Consider the following 17,916-nt stretch of genomic DNA (forward strand, 5'->3'; position numbering starts at 1 on the left):
GGCAGTGCAAGCACCCTATCCGGCCTACGAGATTGCCAGCAAGCGATGCTTATTTTTTTTCTTCAGGCGTATAGCCTTCAATATGCACATCCTTACCTTCAAACAGGAAGTTAATCATCTCCTGTTCCAGTAACTTACGGTGTTCAACGTTCATCATATTGAGTTTCTTCTCGTTAATCAGCATGGTTTGTTTATGCTGCCATTGCGCCCATGCTTCTTTAGAAATCTCGTTATAGATGCGTTTTCCCAGATCGCCCGGGTACAGCTGAAAATCCTGTCCTTCTGCTTCGCGTTGCAGGAAAGTACAAAAAATCGTTCTGCTCATAAAAAATCCTCTTTATCGACCGGTACGTTAAACCTGTGTGCCGGCACGTAATTGCTGTAACAAACGCTCCACGGGGGCCGCCAGTCCGACCGACGGCGGTTGCGCTAAGTTATACCAGAGCGCGTTGCCTTCATCCATGCATGAGGTGAATGAGGACACGGGAAGCCACATAGGCACAATATCTAAGTGGAAATGGCTAAAGGTATGGCGAAACGCATTAAGTTGGGTCAGATTATCTGCGTTAATTTGCCGTTGCGCCAGCCAGTCGCGTAGCCCATCCTCATCATCAAACTGCGGAAAACAGTATAAGCCACCCCATAAGCCGCTGGGTGGTCGCTGCGTGAGCAACACCTCGTTTTCATGCTGCATCAGTAAAAAATAGCCCGTCCGTTCTGGTAATGTCTGTTTGGGTTTTTTACCCGGGTACAGCGCCCAGCTTGCATTGGCGCTCGCCACACAGCCATTTTCCAACGGACACAGGGAACATTTGGGTTTTGAGCGCGTACAGACCATGGCGCCTAAATCCATCATCGCCTGATTAAACCGCTCAACCCCATGGGCTGGCGTAACCTGCTCGCTCAACTCCCACAGTTTCTTTTCGACCTCTTTTTTACCCGGCCAGCCGCTTACAGCATAACAGCGAGCCAGCACTCGTTTGACGTTACCGTCAAGAATCGGAAAATGCTGACCCAGGGAGAGCGAAAGGATCGCGCCTGCAGTTGAACGTCCGACGCCTGGCAGGGCGGCCACTTCATCAAAGGTTTGCGGGAATGAGCCGCCGTGCTGCGTCACAACCTGTTGCGCGGCTTTATGCAGATTACGCGCTCGGGCGTAATAGCCCAGCCCGGTCCATAAATGCAGGACTTCATCCAGCGGCGCATGGGCTAAATCCGTTACCGTTGGGAAGTGCGCCATAAAGCGCTCAAAGTAGGGGATAACGGTCGCAACCTGAGTTTGTTGCAGCATCACCTCAGAGAGCCATACTTTGTAAGGCGTCTTATCAATTTGCCAGGGCAGCGTTTTCCGCCCGTATTTGTCGTACCAGCTCAAAACCTGAGCCGAGAATTGAGACGCTTGCATGATTACCGTTTCATTATTGCCGGGGGCAAGATTGCAGCACAGCGGCAACGGGGTGTAAACCGGAACTTTCCGCTGCTCACTTTCTTCCTTTACTTGCATCCGGCAACTAACTTTGGATAATGCCCGTTTTCAGAACTCAAACACAGCAGACTAAACTTTTATGAAGAACGACGTCATTTCACCGGAATTTGATGAAAACGGCCGCCCGCTGCGCCGGATTCGTAGTTTTGTTCGTCGCCAGGGGCGACTGACGAAAGGGCAGGAACACGCGCTGGAAAACTACTGGCCGGTGATGGGCGTTGAGTTCAGCGAAGAACCTGTGGATTTCGCTGCGCTGTTTGGTCGCGATGCGCCAGTCACGCTTGAAATTGGTTTTGGTATGGGGGCTTCGCTGGTAGCGATGGCGAAAGCGCGTCCGGAGCAAAATTTCCTCGGCATTGAGGTTCACTCACCGGGCGTTGGCGCGTGTCTGGCTTCAGCTCATGAAGAGGGCGTCGAGAACCTGCGTGTCATGTGCCATGATGCCGTCGAAGTCCTGCATAAAATGATTCCTGACAATTCTTTATCTATGGTTCAGCTGTTTTTCCCTGACCCGTGGCATAAAGCACGTCATAATAAACGCCGTATCGTTCAGGTACCGTTTGCTGAGCATATCTTAAGCAAGCTGAAGCTGGGCGGCGTGTTCCACATGGCAACCGACTGGGAAGCCTATGCGGAGCACATGCTTGAAGTGATGTCATCGATTGACGGGTATAAAAACCAGTCAGAGAGTAACGATTACGTACCGCGCCCGGAATCGCGCCCGGTAACCAAATTTGAACAACGTGGTCATCGTCTTGGCCACGGCGTATGGGACTTAATGTTCGAGAGGGTGAAATAATGGCAAAGAACCGTAGCCGTCGTCTGCGTAAAAAAATGCACATCGACGAATTCCAGGAAGTAGGATTTTCGGTTGCATGGCGTTTCCCGGAAGGTACATCTGGAGAGCAGGTCGATCAAATCGTTGATGATTTTATCAATGAAGTTATCGAACCGAACAAGCTGGCCTTTGACGGCAGCGGCTATCTGGCCTGGGAAGGTCTGATCTGTCTGCAGGAAATCGGCAAATGCACAGAAGAACATCAGGCTATCGTGCGTAAGTGGCTGGAAGAGCACAAACTCGAAGAAGTGCGCACCAGCGAACTTTTCGATATTTGGTGGGACTAAGTAGCAAAGGGTCGGCAAATGCCGGCCCAATTTGTATTGAGGGAAAGATATGATGCGCAAAACGCTGCTGGCGGCAGTCCTAACGTTCACGGCGATGGCCGCACATGCTGATTATCAGTGCAGCGTCACCCCGCGTGACGATGTGATTTTGAGTCCACAAACGGTACAGGTGAAGGGTGAGAACGGCAACCTGGTCATTACCCAGGCCGGTGATGTCACCTTTAACGGTAAACAGTACAACCTGAACGCCGCGCAGCGTGAACAGGCCAAAGATTATCAGGCGGCGTTGCGTAGCAGCTTGCCGTGGATTGATGAAGGTGCCAGAGCGCGCGTGGAGAAAGGTCGCGTGGCGCTGGATAAAATCATCGCCAAAGAGGTCGGCGAAAGCAGCAACATGCGTGGCCGCTTAACTAAGCTGGATGCGCAATTGAAAGAGCAGATGAACCGCATTATTGAGCATCGTACTGACGGCCTGACCTTCCATTATAAGGCGATTGATCAGGTCCGCGCGGATGGACAACAGCTGGTCAATCAGGCGATGGGCGGTATTTTGCAGGACAGCATCAATGAGATGGGGGCAAAAGCCGTGCTCAAAGGCGGTGGTAATCCGCTGCAGGGCGTGCTCGGAAGCCTCGGAGGTTTGCAAACCTCAATTCAGAACGAATGGAAGAATCAGGAACAAGACTTCCAGCAGTTTGGCAAAGATGTTTGTGCCCGCGTCGTGACGCTGGAAAACGATCGTAAAACGCTGGTTAGCACTCTGAAATAATCTTCACCTCTTTTTAACGGCACAGAAACATTCTGTGTCGTTTTATTCTGTATTTTTCTGTTTTTTTGATATCCATCTCTAAGAATAACAATTTGATGGAGATATAAATCTGGTTAATTGGATGGCGTCACATTATTCATCTGTAAGATAGACATAATGCTGCAAATTCAAGTAACTGGAGAAATAACATGGAGTTTTTCAAGAGAACGGCACTTGCCGCACTGGTTATGGGTTTCAGCGGCGCGGCGCTTGCACTGCCAAACATCACTATTTTAGCTACCGGCGGGACGATTGCCGGCGGCGGTGACTCCGCAACAAAATCTAACTACACGGCAGGCAAAGTCGGCGTAGAAAATTTGGTTGATGCCGTACCTCAGTTGAAAGATATCGCCGTTGTGAAAGGCGAGCAGGTGGTAAACATCGGCTCCCAGGATATGAATGACGAAGTCTGGCTAACGCTGGCGAAAAAGATTAATACCGAGTGTGATAAAACTGACGGCTTCGTGGTAACACATGGTACGGATACCATGGAAGAAACCGCCTATTTCCTCGATCTCACAGTCAAGTGCAACAAGCCTGTGGTGCTGGTCGGCGCAATGCGTCCGTCTACGGGTATGAGCGCTGATGGCCCTTTCAACCTGTATAACGCCGTGGTAACCGCCGCAGACAAAGCCTCTGCCAACCGTGGTGTGCTGGTGGTGATGAACGACACCGTTATGGATGGTCGCGACGTGACCAAAACTAACACCACGGATGTCGCTACTTTCAAATCCGTTAACTATGGTCCGCTGGGGTATATCCATAACGGTAAAATCGACTACCAGCGTACGCCTGCGCGTAAGCACACCACATCCACGCCGTTCGATGTATCTAAGCTGACCGAGCTGCCGAAAGTTGGGATTGTTTACAACTACGCTAACGCCTCCGATCTGCCAGCCAAAGCATTGGTAGACGCGGGTTACGCCGGGATCGTCAGTGCGGGTGTAGGTAACGGTAACCTGTATAAAACCATTTTCGATACGCTGGCAACTGCCGCGCATAAAGGTACTGTTGTGGTGCGTTCATCCCGTGTACCAACGGGCGCCACCACCCAGGATGCTGAAGTTGATGATGCGAAATACGGATTTGTGGCTTCAGGCTCTCTGAACCCGCAAAAAGCGCGTGTTCTGCTGCAACTGGCTCTGACCCAAACCAAGGATCCTAAGCAGATCCAGGAAATATTTAATCAGTATTAATGGCATAAAAAATGCCCCTCCCGTAGCGTTGGGGCATTCTCCAGAGGTAGTTACTCTTCGTATTTACATCAACCCCAGCATCTGTGGAATAAACAGAGAGATCTGTGGAATGTATACGATCATCATCAGTGCAACCAGCAATGCGGCGTAAAACGGCAGCAGGGGTTTGATCAATTGCTGGATCTTCACGCCAGAAATCGAACAGCCTACAAACAATGCACTTCCTACCGGCGGTGTCAGCAGACCAATGCACAGGTTGGCGACCATCATGATGCCGAAATGTACCGGATCCATACCTAACTCTTGAGCGATTGGCAAGAAAATGGGGGTAAAGATCAGGACTGCCGGTGTCATATCCATAAAGATCCCAACAACCAGTAGTACAATATTGATTAACAGTAGGATGATCAGTGGATTATCGGAAATACCCATTAATGTGTCACTGATCATGTAGGGAATATCGGCATTGGTCATCGCCCAGGACATGCCGACAGAGAAGCCGATCAGTAATAGTACGATAGAGGTCATCACGACTGATTCCAGGATCAGCTTTGGTAAATCACGCCATTTTACTTCCCGGTAAATCAGCACCGAGAGAATGAAGGTGTAGACGACCGCAATCGCTGAGGCTTCTGTTGCGGTAAAGATCCCACCTAAAATCCCCCCCATCACAATGATGACCAGTAACAGACTCGGTAGCGCATCCAGAAGTGCTTTTACTGCCTGTGCGCAGGTTGGCCTTTCCGACAGGGGATAACCACGGCGTTTGGCGATAATGGCGCATACCACCATGATCGAAAGCCCCATCAGGATCCCTGGTAAATAACCCGCCATAAACAACGAAGCAACTGAAACACCGCCAGCAGTAAGAGAAAACACAATTAACACATTTGATGGTGGAATTAACAGCCCGGTAATACAGGAGGAAACGTTAACGGCTGTCGAGAAGGTTGGGTCGTATCCTTGCTTTGTCTGAATAGGATTAAGCGTACCGCCAACGGCTGCAGCAGCGGCAACGGCAGAGCCGGATATCGAACCAAACATCATGTTTGCCAGCACGTTGACATGACCAAGTGAGCCGGGAACTCGCCCAACCATCACTTGCGCCAGGTTAATTAGCCGGATGGCGATCCCACCGCTGTTCATCAGCGTACCTGCGAAAATGAAAAACGGGATCGCCAATAGGGCAAAATTATCTAATCCGTTTGCCAGACGTTGAGAGACAGTGATAACGGCAACATCCCAAGGAAACATCAGCAGCATTGAGGCTACAGTGGCGATACCGATGGAGAACGAAATAGGTACGCCAATGAACACCAGGACAAAGAAGCAGCCAAACAGGGTTAGTGCGATATAGCCTTCCATCAAATTACTCCCTGCGAAGATTGTTTCAGTTGCTGAATATTTTGGTGAATAAACCACAGGGCATAGAACATCATGACTGCGCCGCTGAGCGGCAGGATGATATACACGTAACCCATTGGAATTTGCATGGCCGCAGAAACTTGCACCGTTGCCAGCGTTTTATTAATCAGCTTGATACCGCCGGTAACGATGACTGAACCTGCAAAGCCAAAAATCAGCAGATTAATGAATAAGCACAATAACGCCTGTTTACGTTTATTAATCGACATGAACAGTAGATCGATAGACAGGTGGCGCTGGGCGCCTACGGTATAGGCTGCACCTAATAATCCGACCCAGATCATTAAGAAGCGTGCCAGTTCGTCAGTTAAGGTGCTGGGCTGATTGAGCACGTAGCGGCTAAAAACTTGCCAGACTACGCACATGACCAGCGCAATCATTACGATGACCGAAAATGCGGCAATGACGCGGTCTACCGCAAGCTTAAGGCGGTTAAATATCATGGTGAGTTTCCTGGTGAAACAGGGCCAATCAATGGCCCAAAGGGTTATTGTACTGCGTCTTCAAACTTCGCCAGCAGGGCTGCATGTTTTGGGTCTTTTTTGAAGTCATCAAACAGCGGTTGAACAGCGGCGCGGAAAGGGGCTTTATCAACTTTGATAATCTCGCCACCCATAGCTTTTGCTTGAGCGCGGGTATCAGCATCGATTTTATCCCACAACTTTTGTTGATAAGCCTCGGAATTTTTAGCCGCTTGACGAAGGATCAGTTGTTGCTCCGGGGTCAGCTTATTCCATGTTTTGGTTGAGATAACGAGAAAATCTGGAATAGAGGCGTGCTCATCTTCGGAGAAGACTTTAGCTATTTCGATATGACGTGTTTGCACCCACGATGGAACGTTATTCTCTGCGCCATCTACTACACCTTGTTGCATAGCGGTATAAACCTCACCGAAGGAAATGGGGGTCGGCGATCCGCCCATCAGTTCAACCATTTTAATGGTTGTGGGGCTGGGTTGAACGCGGACTTTCAGACCTTTCAGATCCTCTGGTTTGGTAATAGGTTTTTTGGCATAAAAACTACGCGTGCCGGCAACGTAAGCAGATAACGCAAAGAATCCCTTTTCTTTTGTGGATTCCATAATGTCTTTACCTACCTCACCAAATACAACGTTATTGAAATGGTTTTGATCTTTAAATAAGAAAGGTAAATTATAAATGGCATAAATATTATCAAATGACTCTAAATCACTGGCAGAACCTTTTGTCATATCCAACGCGCCATTTTGTAACAATTCCATCGTTTCTCGGGCATTACCCATTTGGCTACTGGGATATATACGTACAATCATTTTACCGTCGGAGAGTTGTTTTACCTCTTTGGCCATTTCTTCGAAAGCCTGGTGAACCACATGGCTACGTTCAAGGTTGTGTGCCAGTTTGAGAGTCACTTTTTCAGCAGCATTTGCGCCAGTGCTAAGTAGCGCCAACAAGGACGCACAGACTAGCGAGCGGGAAAAGGTTTTGATTTTCATAAGTAAGCTCCGTGCTTTAAGGTACAGTAATTGGTTGACATCTGATGATGGTTCACCTTTTTCTGTATGATAAATTAATATAGTTGTCAGACATCTATCCACTATATAGATCACATACCTTTTGCATGGCAGCAGTTTGATCTTATTTTGTGCGCTGTGTTCAATATATTTATGTTGGTGAAGAGGCTATTTAAAATGAATAAAATAATTAATATGGGTATTTTCAATAAATGACGTGCATTGTACTCGGTTTTTCCGAGTACAATATTTAGAGGAATTTGTAGAAGAAAATGCGCCGACAGGCGCACAGAGATTACTCCGCCAGAAACAGCTCCAGCAGAGAATTCAAAAATAGCTTACCGTGTTGGGTAATCTGCCAGTATTCATCGCATTCACTCAGATAGCCCTGGGCAATGGCCTCATCGATCTGTCGACGAATAACGTCTTCGGTAAGCCCGGTATATTGCGTGAACTCCGCGCGAGGCGCGGCTTCCAGCAGCCGGAAACGGTTCATAAAGAACTCAAACGGCTTATCGGCCTCGGCGACATCTCGCTGGCTTTCCAGATAACGTCCTTGCATGTATCCGCGCGGATGTCGCGTTTTGGTAGTGCGCAGGATGCGACCGTCTGGGAAAGTGACTTTGCCGTGCGCGCCGCAACCAATGCCTAAGTAGTCGCCAAAACGCCAGTAATTTAGGTTGTGCTGACACTGATAACCCGGTCTGGCGTAGGCTGAGGTTTCGTACTGCTGATACCCCGCGGCGGTCAGCAACTGGTGGCCTTGCTCAAAAATATCCCACAGCGCGTCGTCGTCCGGTAATACCGGTGGTCGGGACCCGAACAGCGTATTCGGCTCGATGGTCAACTGATACCAGGAAAGATGCGGCGGGTTGAGCGCGATGGCCTGCTGTAAATCGCTCAGCGCCTCTTCCAGCGTCTGATCCGGTAAACCGTGCATCAGGTCGAGGTTAAAGCTGCGTAGTCCCAGACCGCTCGCCAGGTGCGCTGCACGTTTGGCTTCTTCCGGTCCGTGAATACGTCCCAGACGTTCGAGTTTGGCGGAGCTAAAGCTCTGTACACCAATGGAGATACGGTTTACGCCAGCACGTTGATAATCCACAAAGCGATCGGCTTCCACCGTACCGGGATTCGCCTCCATCGTGATTTCTGCATCTGCGGCGAGATTCAGCCGTGCGCGCACGCCGTCGAGCAGCGTTTGCATTGCCGGGCCAGAAAGCAGGCTCGGCGTACCACCACCGATAAAAATCGTCTTTACCTCACGGCCCTGGGCGTGGGCCACCTCAGAATCCAGATCGCTCAGCAGATGCTGCACATAGTCGTCATGAGGGACTTCGCCTTTAAGCGCATGCGAGTTGAAGTCGCAGTACGGGCATTTCTGCACGCACCACGGGATGTGTATGTAAAGACTTAACGGCGGAAGCTTAACCATTACGCAGGGCATCCAGCAGCAGCTTCAGCGCTTGTCCGCGGTGAGAAATCGCGCTCTTTTCTTCGCGGGTCAGTTCGGCGGCGGTTTTCCCTTCAGAGGGCACAAAGAAGATTGGGTCGTAGCCAAAACCACCGTTTCCGGCAGGTTCACGGGCAATAACGCCCGGCCAGCGTCCGTGGCAAACCACAGGTGTTGGATCGTCTGCATGGCGCATATACACCAGCACGCAGTGGAATTGTGCCTGGCGCTTGTCATCAGGAACATCCTGCAGGGTGTGGAGCAGTTTTTCCAGGTTCTGCTGATCGGTTGCATCTTCGCCGGAATAGCGGGCTGAATAGATGCCCGGCGCGCCGCCAAGGGCATTTACCGCCAGACCAGAGTCATCAGCAATGGCGGGTAAACCGGTAATTTGCGCGGCATGACGTGCCTTCAGAATGGCGTTCTCAATAAACGTCAGCCCGGTCTCTTCTGCAGAATCAACACCCAGATCCGTTTGAGCGACAACATCAAGACCGAAATCACTCAGAAGAGAGGCGAGTTCACGCACTTTACCGGCGTTGCCGGTCGCGAGGACAACTTTTTGCATGGGATACCTAATCAGTTAGCGCCGCAATTTCGGGCGGGATCTGTTGCGGATGAATGATTTTAACCTGTTTGTGACGACCAAGCTCGCCCTTCTCAATGACGACCTGGCTTTTTGCCACGCGGAACTGTTTGCCGAGAAACTTCACCAGATGGCTATTGGCTTGCCCATCAACCGGTGGGGCGGTAATGGCGACTTTTAGTTCGTCGCCATGTAAACCTACAATACTGTCACGGCTGGCTTTAGGCTGAATGTAGAGCCGTAAAACCAGACCGTCATCGCAGGGGGTAACGGCACTCATAGCGCCATCCACAGCCCCGGCAGCAGCATGTTACCTGTCGCCTGTAATACTTCTGCGATGCCCATATTAATGACATACAGCAGCAGAACCAGGATCATTGGCGAGAAATCGATCCCGCCCATGCCTGGAAGTAAGCGACGAATAGGACGCAGCAGCGGATCCGCCAGTTGAATCAGCACGTACTCCACAGGGCTGCGGCCCTGGCTGACCCAGCTCATAATCGCCATCACCAGCAGAACCCAGAAGATCAGCAGTCCGATAGTCTTCAGGACAATCAGCACGGCGGCGATCCAGATGATCGGCTGGAACGTAACCACCTTAAACAGCACGATGGCCTTGATAAAGCTCAGAACGAGCGCAACTAATGCCGATGCGCTGTCAATTGGCCCCATCGGGGGAATGATACGGCGTAACGGCCCAATAATGGGCTGAGTGATTTTCACAATAAACTGCGAGAACGGGTTGTAGAAATCGCAGCGAGACCATTGCATCCACACGCGCAGCAGCAGCGCCATGGTATACAGCTCAATTACCGTTGAGAGCAGGAAGGTCAACGTATTCATGGTGTTCCTTAGTTTTCCTTATTTTTTAGTGTAATCACGAGCACCAAAAATGGCAGTGCCGATGCGCACCATCGTGCTACCCGCCGCAATGGCGGCATCCATATCATCAGACATCCCCAGTGAGAGCGTGTCGATACTTGGGTAACGTGTTTTCAACCCGGCAAATGCTACCGCCATTTGCTGTGCAACTTCAAACTGCCTTACATAATCTGACTCTGGCGCCGGAATCGCCATCAAACCACGCAGGGTAATGCGTGGCAGCGCGGCGACTTCAGCGGCCAGTGCGTCAAGCTCTGCAAGCGGAATACCTGACTTACTGTTCTCATCGCTGATATTAATCTGAATCAACACATTGAGCGGCGGCAGTTCCGCAGGGCGCTGTTCGCTCAGACGGGCAGCGATACGCAGACGATCAATCGTATGGCACCAGTCAAAATGTTCAGCGACCAGACGACTTTTGTTCGACTGCAGCGGGCCGATAAAGTGCCACTGCAGATCGTTAACGCCTTTTTCCTGAAAGTAGCGGATCTTATCCACCCCTTCCTGGACATAGTTTTCACCGAAGGCACGCTGCCCTGCGGTCATGGCTTCTTCGATGGCGCTCGCAGGTTTGGTTTTGCTGACTGCAAGCAACATAACTTCTTCTGAAGACCGCCCGCAACGCGTCGCGGCGGCTGAGATTTTGTCCCGGACATGTGCCAGGTTATGCGCGATATCGTTCATTTTCCGAGGATGTTCATATGAATATGGAAGAAATAGTGGCCCTTAGTGTAAAGCATAACGTGTCGGATCTACACCTGTGCAATGCATGGCCTGCGCGCTGGCGCATAGGTGGAAAAGTCGAAACCGCACCATTTACTACGCCTGACGTGGAGAATCTGCTGATGTGCTGGCTCAGTGAGCAACAACAGGTACAGTGGCGGGAACAGGGGCAGATTGATTTTGCCCTTACGCTGGCGGACTCCCGGCGTCTACGCGCCAGCGCATTTGTTCATCAACAGGGAACCTCGCTGGCGCTAAGATTGCTACCGCTTGAATGTCCTCGTTTAGACGATCTTCAGACCCCCGAGGCCATACCTGAACTGCTGCACGGTGAAAATGGATTAGTTCTGGTCACTGGAGCCACCGGCAGCGGTAAATCAACCACCCTGGCGGCGATGGTGGAGTACCTTAATCAACATATTGCGGGGCATATTCTGACGCTGGAAGATCCGATTGAATATCGCTACACCAGCCAGCGTTGTCTTATTCAGCAGCGGGAGGTGGGCGTACACTGCGCTTCTTTTGCTGCCGGTTTGCGCGGCGCGTTACGCGAAGATCCCGACGTCATTTTGCTGGGCGAGCTGCGCGACGTGGAAACTATTCGTTTGGCCTTAACGGCAGCGGAGACCGGGCATCTGGTGTTGGCAACCTTACATACGCGAGGGGCGGCGCAGGCCATCGCGCGGCTGGTGGACACCTTTCCCGCTCAGGAGAAAGATCCGGTGCGTAACCAACTGGCAGACAGCCTGCGGGCGGTACTTTCGCAAAAGTTGGAGGAAGATAAGCAGGGAGGACGCGTGGCGCTATTCGAACTGCTCGTCAACACTCCCGCCGTGGGCAATTTGATCCGCGAAGGGAAAACGCATCAGCTACCCGGTGTGATTCAAACCGGGCGGCAGACAGGGATGCAGACGTTTGCACAAAGTCAGCAGCAGCGCCAGGCGCAGGGGCGACTTTAGTAGCCCTGCTCGAAATAGCTTTCAAGGATAATAACGGCAGAAGCGGAATCTACTTTGCCTTTATTCAACGCCCGGTATCCGCCTTGCTCAAACAGACCTGAGCGGGCTTCGACGGTGCTCAAACGTTCATCGTGCAGCGTTACGGTTACGCCAAAGCGACCGTGAATGCGGTTAGCGAATTTGCGCGCGCGCGCAGTAAGGGGTTGTTCGGTGCCATCCATGTTGAGCGGCAGGCCGACAATGATTTCGTCCGGCTGCCACTCTTTTAGCAGACGTTCAATTAAACTCCAGTCTGGCGTGCCGTCCTGTGCTTTGATGGCGGGCAAGGGTCTCGCCGTACCGGTAATGCGTTGACCAACCGCGACGCCGATACTTTTCGTACCAAAATCAAAAGAGAGTAATGTTCCGCTCATCAGGCGTGTCCCGCCACGCCAGGCATGGTCTGAATATCAATCCCGATAAGCTTCGCCGCATCGCGCCAGCGGTCGGCAATCGGCGTTTTAAATAAGATGTTCAGGTCTGCGGGAGCAGTGAGCCAGGCGTTATCCAATAGCTCTTGTTCCAGTTGACCTTTTTCCCATGATGAATAGCCCAGCGCAACCAGCACTTCGGATGGCTGCTCCTGCGTACCCAGGGTTTCAAGTACATCGCGGGAGGTGGTGATGATAGTGTTATCTGAAATGCGAATACTGGAGGCAAAGCGTGACGGCGGGGTGTGTAGAATAAATCCACGGTCTTCCGCCAGCGGGCCGCCGAGCATCACCGGTTTGTCCAGACGAATGGCAGGATCGCGTGCTTCTGGAGTAATCTTTAGCTTTTCCAGAATCCCTTCAATTTGTAAGTTTTCCAGAGGCTTATTGACGATAATCCCCATTGCTCCGTTCTCATTGTGTTCACAGATATACACCACGGAACGGCGGAAAATCGGATCCTGGAGAGCAGGCATGGCAATTAGAAAGTGATGCTGTAAATTCATTGTCAGAGGTTCTGTTTCCTGGTTCAAAAAAGCAACAGAGCCCAGTATGTGGGCAAAGCGCGAAGATGTCACCCTCTGAAGATAGCTTTGCCGGATGGCAGCTTTGCCTTATCCGGCCTACGGGGTGCAAATGTAGGCCGGATAAGACGCGAAGGCATCGCCATCCGGCAACTTATTTATTTCTGCAAACGTGCCTCGATGGCGTCCATCAGCATACCGGTAATCGAAACCGGGAACTCCGCTTCAATTTCACGAATACAGGTTGGGCTGGTGACGTTAATTTCCGTCAGACGGTCGCCAATGATATCCAGACCGACAAAAATCAAACCTTTTGCTTTCAGCGTTGGCCCAATGCGACGTGCAATTTCCCAGTCGCTGTCGGTTAATGGACGCGGCTCGCCACGACCGCCGGCTGCCAGGTTGCCACGGGTTTCGCCGCCTTGTGGAATACGCGCCAGGCAGTACGGAACGGGTTCGCCATCGACCACCAGCACGCGTTTATCACCGTCTTTAATTGCCGGCAGATAGTTCTGCGCCATGCAATAACGGGTACCGTGCTCGGTCAGCGTTTCGGCAATAACGCCAAGGTTCGGATCGCCTTCCTTCACGCGGAAAATAGATGCACCGCCCATGCCGTCCAGCGGTTTGAGAATGATGTCGCTGTGTTTTTGCCAGAAGGCTTTCAGCTGCGCTTTGTTACGCGTGACCAGCGTTTCCGGCGTCAGGTCGGCAAACCATGCGGTGAACAGCTTCTCGTTACAATCGCGCAGGCTCTGCGGTTTGTTAACGATTAGCGTCCCTTTCTCCTCTGCACGTTCCAGAATATAGGTTGCGTAGATGAACTCGGTATCAAACGGCGGATCCTTACGCATCAGAATGACGTCCAGATCTGCCAGCGGGAGATCCTGCTCGCTTTTGAACTCATACCATTTGTCGTAGTTCTGCTCTACGCTCAGGGTACGCGTACGGGCGCGGGCTTCACCGTTGATCAGATAGAGATCGGCCATTTCCATATAATGAATTTCGTAACCGCGACGTTGCGCTTCCAGCAGCATAGCGAAGCTGGAATCTTTCTTGATGTTGATGCTTGCGATGGGATCCATCACGATGCCGAGCTTGATCATTGTTCTTCTCCGTTAGCCCAGATCGCCAAAACGCACCTGTAGCGCGGTGATGGCGGTGAGCGCAGTTGTCTCAGTACGCAGAACGCGAGGTCCTAACAGAATATCAGTAAACTGATACCGTGCGGTCATGGCAATTTCATCTGCCGACAGCCCACCTTCGGGGCCAATCAGCAACCGGATGCGTTCCACCGGGAGCGGCAGCGTATTGATGCTGGCGCTGGCGCGGGGATGCAGGTTCAGTTTCAGACCTTCATCCTGTTCGGCGCACCACGCTTCCAGATCCATCGTCGGGCGAATTTCAGGCACCCGATTACGACCGCACTGTTCGCAGGCGGCAATGGCGATTTTCTGCCACTGCTGGAGCTTCTTGTTCAGGCGTTCGCTGTCCAGTTTAACGCCGCAGCGCTCAGAAAAAAGTGGCGTAATGAGGCTTACACCCAGTTCAATCGATTTTTGGATAGTAAATTCCATTTTTTCACCCCGCGACATCACCTGGCCCAGGTGGATGTGTAGCGGCGATTCTCGATCGTCGAGTTCAGCGTTAAGCACCTTCACGTCCACGCTTTTCTTACTGGCGTGGGTGATTTCGGCGTCGAATACCTGATTGCTGCCATCAAACAGCTGTAGCGCCTGGCCTGGCCCCATACGCAGTACGCGGCCGATATGGTTGGCTGCATCTTCACACAGTGAAATTTGGCTGCCGGAAGTGAGTGGCTCAGGGTGATAAATGCGAGGAATGCGCATAGTTAAACATCCGCGTCATGGCCCTGAGCTGCAAAAGGCCAGGGCATGGTTAAAAAATATTGCTGCTAGTGTAGGTTAGCTCTTTTGCGCCTGGCAAGCGCGTTGCACATAGGGGTTATGGTTCCCTTATACCTTCGCAATGCGTTCGTCGCGCTCACACTCCCAATCGGTGACCGGATACTGCTTATTCCAGGCATTAAAAAGCTGAGTTTGCTGGCGGGAGAGCGTCAGGTTGTATTGGTCGCGCATGTAAAAATAGGTACGCGCGATGGCGCCACGGGCGCGGGCTGGTGGCTCGGCAACTTTCTCTTTGAAGTCAACCTTCATTGTGCATTGTCCATATTGGCCTTCGCCACCGTTCCACTGGCTGTACATAAAGTTTGCGCGATCGCCATTGACCTCACCCACCGCGGGCTGCAGGTTATGCATATCGCTTTCCATTTTGCGATAGACCGGATCTTTAGCGCAGTTTTTACGCCCTCCGTCCTGCCAGCACTGGCGCTGATGACCAAATTGCCAGGCGGGGACCACGTGTTCCCATTCAATTCGACTGGCGCGGTTTTCATTTTTTCGCACTTTATAGCCGCAGGATTCGAGGTCAACGACCCCTTTTTTTCCTTGCCAGTTAATTTTACATCCGCAATAGAAATCGCCTGGCGCATCGGCGTTAACTTTAACGCCTGCTGCTTTTGCCTGAGAAAAACTGTTGATGCCTTCGGCTAAAACCGAGCCTGAAAACGCAGCGGCTAACAAGGCCGCAGCAAAAGAAAGATTACGGTACATCACGAACTCCGTGTCAAAACGAGCCCGCAACGTAGCGAAAGTCATTCCTGTATGCAATCAGTTAGATCAGAAAAGTTCCTGATAATTCTGAAGATTATTCTGCAACCAGCGGTTGACCGCAGTGAACGCAGCGGTAGGTGGCTTCGCCGCGTACAACGCGGTTATGGCGGCGGACGGTCAGTTGGTGCTCCTGACACTTACAGCGGTATGTAAAGGTCTTACGCTGCACGGATTGCAGCTCAAACTGATGCGTGCGCCGGGCCGGTACGCCCAGCACGCTCTCCATCATCCATTTCCACTCTTTCCCGTGCGGCGGTACGCGGCCAAAGTGTTTCCACACCAGTAGATGCGCCAGTTCATGGGGCACCACTTCGTTAACGAACGCGTCAACATTCTCCATCAGCAAAACTGGATTAAGACGAATTTCGTAGGTTTGTAGCCACGCGGTACCCGCGGCGGTTCCGCGCTGTTGGTAAACCAGCTTTGGTTCCGGGTATTGGCGTTCGAGCTTGAGATTGGCCTGAGCGAGTTTTTCCCGCAGGCTGCGCATAACGGCTTGCTGGATGGCGATCGGGAGACGGGAGGTTTTCATGACGCCAGAGGATAGTGCGACAGGGAAGGGACTGCAAGAGGAAGGCTCCCTCCCACGGGGGAGGAAGCCTAACGAGATTAGTCGTGTGCGCCAATTTCGCGCAGTTTACGACCTTTCATCAGGTTACGTTCAATGTGTTCCAGAGAGACGTTTTTAGTTTCAGGGATCAGCCACAGGGTCAGGAAGATGAACAGTACGTTCAGGCCACCGTAGACCCAGAAGGTGTTGGCGCTGCCCAGCGAGTTCAGCATCGTCAGGAAGGTTGCGCCGACAATCATGTTGGCAATCCAGTTAGTTGCGGTAGAGCAGGTGATGCCGAAATCGCGACCTTTCAGCGGCTGGATTTCAGAGCACAGTACCCAAATCAGCGGACCGGCGCTCATCGCAAAGCCAACGATAAACATTAGCAGCATCAGGACAGCGAAGTATTGTGCGGCTGGCGAGTGAATACCCACGTGCATCATGGTACCCAGCACGCCCATACCGACGGCCATGACGATAAAGCCGAGGATCAGCGTAGGTTTTCGGCCCCAGCGGTCAACCAGGCCAATGGCGATAAAGGTTGCCAGCACGTTGGTCAGACCGACAATAACGGTCCCCCACATCTGTTCGGTGGTGTTGGTGTAACCCGCCAGCTCAAAGATTTTTGGCGCGTAATACATAATGACGTTCATCCCGGTGAACTGCTGCATCACCTGTAATAGAACGCCAAGGAAAACTGCGCGGCGGAAGTTGCTGTTTTCTTTAAACAGCGCCCAGCCGCTCTGCTTCACTTGCAGGCTTTCACGAATTTCATCCAGCTCGCGTTTGGCTTCAGCGCTGGTGTCACGCAGACGCAACAGAACGCGTTCGGCATCGACAAAACGACGTTTAGCCGCAAACCAACGCGGGCTGTCCGGCAGGAAGATGACCCCAACCAGCAGTAACAGGGCAGGGATGATGATCACGCCCAGCATCCAGCGCCATGCGCCGCTGTAGCTAAACGCCGTATCGGAAAGATACGCACCTAAAATACCGATGGTGATCATTAACTGATACATAGAAATCATGCTGCCGCGAATTTTTTCCGGGGCGATTTCGGACAAGTACAACGGTGCGGTATAAGACGCAACGCCGACTGCCAGGCCGAGCAGCACGCGGGAAACCAGCAGCACTTCAACGTTTGGCGCTGCGGCGGAGAACAGCGAACCGGCAACAAACAGGATTGCGCCGATCATCAGGCTTTTTTTACGCCCCAGCTTGAAGGAGAGCCAACCGCTGCCGACGGCGCCCACTGCCGCACCAAACATCATGGAACTCACCACCCATTCCTGAGTGTGTGGGGTAATTTGGAACTCGTCGGTGATGAATGGTAAAGCACCGGCAATAACACCGATATCCAGGCCAAAAAGTAATCCAGCCAGGGCTGCCAGGAAGCAGACAAAAAATGTCATGGCTTTGTTGGAATGCCCCGTTTTTTTATTGTCAGGCATGATGCCCTCCGTTGGGTAGCTAGTTTTGTTGATGTTAAGGGTAGGTGAGTACGGGGTAAAAAAATGCGAATCACATCACATTAGTGTAATCGG

General features: G+C 51.8%; 22 protein-coding genes. 5 read left to right on the forward strand and 17 right to left on the reverse strand.

Features of this window, described 5'->3' with window-relative positions:
- Positions 1-49: 49 nt before the first annotated feature.
- On the reverse strand, positions 50-325 hold the full coding sequence (locus HV311_RS03875) for an oxidative damage protection protein (protein WP_016154409.1): 276 nt from the start codon (positions 323-325) through the stop codon (positions 50-52).
- Positions 326-352: 27 nt separating this feature from the next.
- A complete protein-coding gene (gene mutY, locus HV311_RS03880; RefSeq protein WP_029139658.1) occupies positions 353-1,405 on the reverse strand; it encodes an A/G-specific adenine glycosylase in 1,053 nt (350 codons plus the stop codon).
- Positions 1,406-1,565: 160 nt separating this feature from the next.
- Here mutY and trmB point away from each other — a divergent pair, with 160 nt between their 5' ends.
- The 4 genes from trmB (at position 1,566) to ansB (ending at position 4,615) form a co-directional block, all read left to right on the forward strand.
- The gene (gene trmB / locus HV311_RS03885) at positions 1,566-2,285 is read left to right on the forward strand and encodes a tRNA (guanosine(46)-N7)-methyltransferase TrmB (protein WP_016154407.1); all 720 of its coding nucleotides are present in this window, start codon (positions 1,566-1,568) and stop codon (positions 2,283-2,285) included.
- Entirely contained in the window at positions 2,285-2,611 is a 327-nt protein-coding gene (locus HV311_RS03890) for a YggL family protein (RefSeq protein ID WP_016154406.1), read from the forward strand. Before trmB ends, HV311_RS03890 begins: the two co-directional genes overlap by 1 nt.
- A 49-nt stretch (positions 2,612-2,660) precedes the next feature.
- A complete protein-coding gene (locus HV311_RS03895; RefSeq protein ID WP_016157447.1) occupies positions 2,661-3,380 on the forward strand; it encodes a DUF2884 domain-containing protein in 720 nt (239 codons plus the stop codon).
- Positions 3,381-3,568: 188 nt separating this feature from the next.
- Positions 3,569-4,615: an L-asparaginase 2 gene (gene ansB, locus HV311_RS03900; protein WP_137351894.1), complete on the forward strand. Its 1,047-nt coding sequence runs from the start codon at positions 3,569-3,571 to the stop codon at positions 4,613-4,615.
- 63 nt (positions 4,616-4,678) lie between these two features.
- On the opposite strand, the gene HV311_RS03905 is transcribed toward ansB, so the two are convergent.
- From HV311_RS03905 to HV311_RS03940, 8 genes are all read right to left on the reverse strand, one after another.
- Positions 4,679-5,980 carry a TRAP transporter large permease gene (locus HV311_RS03905; RefSeq protein WP_016157446.1) on the reverse strand — a complete coding sequence of 434 codons (1,302 nt, stop codon included), beginning with the start codon at positions 5,978-5,980 and terminating at the stop codon, positions 4,679-4,681.
- A complete protein-coding gene (locus HV311_RS03910; RefSeq protein WP_191220733.1) occupies positions 5,980-6,483 on the reverse strand; it encodes a TRAP transporter small permease in 504 nt (167 codons plus the stop codon). Before HV311_RS03910 ends, HV311_RS03905 begins: the two co-directional genes overlap by 1 nt.
- A gap of 44 nt (positions 6,484-6,527) precedes the next feature.
- Positions 6,528-7,514, reverse strand: coding sequence for a TRAP transporter substrate-binding protein (locus HV311_RS03915; protein WP_141875634.1), 987 nt, complete (start codon positions 7,512-7,514; stop codon positions 6,528-6,530).
- Positions 7,515-7,827: 313 nt separating this feature from the next.
- Positions 7,828-8,964, reverse strand: a complete 1,137-nt coding sequence (gene hemW / locus HV311_RS03920; RefSeq protein WP_019077663.1) for a radical SAM family heme chaperone HemW — start codon at positions 8,962-8,964, stop codon at positions 7,828-7,830.
- Positions 8,957-9,550: an XTP/dITP diphosphatase gene (locus tag HV311_RS03925; RefSeq protein WP_016154402.1), complete on the reverse strand. Its 594-nt coding sequence runs from the start codon at positions 9,548-9,550 to the stop codon at positions 8,957-8,959. The genes hemW and HV311_RS03925 overlap by 8 nt, the downstream gene beginning before the upstream one ends.
- A 7-nt stretch (positions 9,551-9,557) precedes the next feature.
- Positions 9,558-9,848 carry a DUF167 family protein YggU gene (gene yggU / locus HV311_RS03930; protein ID WP_005123286.1) on the reverse strand — a complete coding sequence of 97 codons (291 nt, stop codon included), beginning with the start codon at positions 9,846-9,848 and terminating at the stop codon, positions 9,558-9,560.
- Entirely contained in the window at positions 9,845-10,411 is a 567-nt protein-coding gene (locus HV311_RS03935) for a YggT family protein (protein WP_016154401.1), read from the reverse strand. Before HV311_RS03935 ends, yggU begins: the two co-directional genes overlap by 4 nt.
- A gap of 18 nt (positions 10,412-10,429) precedes the next feature.
- Positions 10,430-11,134 carry a YggS family pyridoxal phosphate-dependent enzyme gene (locus tag HV311_RS03940; protein ID WP_016154400.1) on the reverse strand — a complete coding sequence of 235 codons (705 nt, stop codon included), beginning with the start codon at positions 11,132-11,134 and terminating at the stop codon, positions 10,430-10,432.
- A gap of 17 nt (positions 11,135-11,151) precedes the next feature.
- Here HV311_RS03940 and HV311_RS03945 point away from each other — a divergent pair, with 17 nt between their 5' ends.
- Entirely contained in the window at positions 11,152-12,132 is a 981-nt protein-coding gene (locus HV311_RS03945; RefSeq protein WP_191220734.1) for a type IV pilus twitching motility protein PilT, read from the forward strand.
- Here HV311_RS03945 and ruvX read toward each other — a convergent pair.
- From ruvX to galP, 7 genes are all read right to left on the reverse strand, one after another.
- The gene (gene ruvX / locus HV311_RS03950; RefSeq protein WP_003825428.1) at positions 12,129-12,545 is read right to left on the reverse strand and encodes a Holliday junction resolvase RuvX; all 417 of its coding nucleotides are present in this window, start codon (positions 12,543-12,545) and stop codon (positions 12,129-12,131) included. The genes HV311_RS03945 and ruvX overlap by 4 nt on opposite strands.
- The gene (locus HV311_RS03955; protein ID WP_016154395.1) at positions 12,545-13,108 is read right to left on the reverse strand and encodes a YqgE/AlgH family protein; all 564 of its coding nucleotides are present in this window, start codon (positions 13,106-13,108) and stop codon (positions 12,545-12,547) included. The genes ruvX and HV311_RS03955 overlap by 1 nt, the downstream gene beginning before the upstream one ends.
- A 176-nt stretch (positions 13,109-13,284) precedes the next feature.
- A complete protein-coding gene (gene gshB / locus HV311_RS03960) occupies positions 13,285-14,232 on the reverse strand; it encodes a glutathione synthase (protein ID WP_047414456.1) in 948 nt (315 codons plus the stop codon).
- Between the two features lie 12 nt (positions 14,233-14,244).
- Complete coding sequence (gene rsmE / locus HV311_RS03965; protein ID WP_191220735.1) at positions 14,245-14,976, reverse strand: 16S rRNA (uracil(1498)-N(3))-methyltransferase; 732 nt, start codon at positions 14,974-14,976, stop codon at positions 14,245-14,247.
- A 126-nt stretch (positions 14,977-15,102) separates the two neighbouring features.
- On the reverse strand, positions 15,103-15,759 hold the full coding sequence (gene endA / locus HV311_RS03970; RefSeq protein ID WP_191220736.1) for a deoxyribonuclease I: 657 nt from the start codon (positions 15,757-15,759) through the stop codon (positions 15,103-15,105).
- Between the two features lie 94 nt (positions 15,760-15,853).
- Positions 15,854-16,351, reverse strand: coding sequence for a SprT family zinc-dependent metalloprotease (locus HV311_RS03975; protein WP_016154391.1), 498 nt, complete (start codon positions 16,349-16,351; stop codon positions 15,854-15,856).
- Positions 16,352-16,428: 77 nt separating this feature from the next.
- Positions 16,429-17,823 (reverse strand): galactose/proton symporter, encoded by a 1,395-nt coding sequence (gene galP, locus HV311_RS03980; protein WP_016154390.1) that lies wholly within the window; start codon positions 17,821-17,823, stop codon positions 16,429-16,431.
- Positions 17,824-17,916: the final 93 nt, after the last annotated feature.

Source organism: Citrobacter sp. RHBSTW-00881 (assembly GCF_013728515.1).
Classification (GTDB): domain Bacteria; phylum Pseudomonadota; class Gammaproteobacteria; order Enterobacterales; family Enterobacteriaceae; genus Citrobacter; species Citrobacter braakii.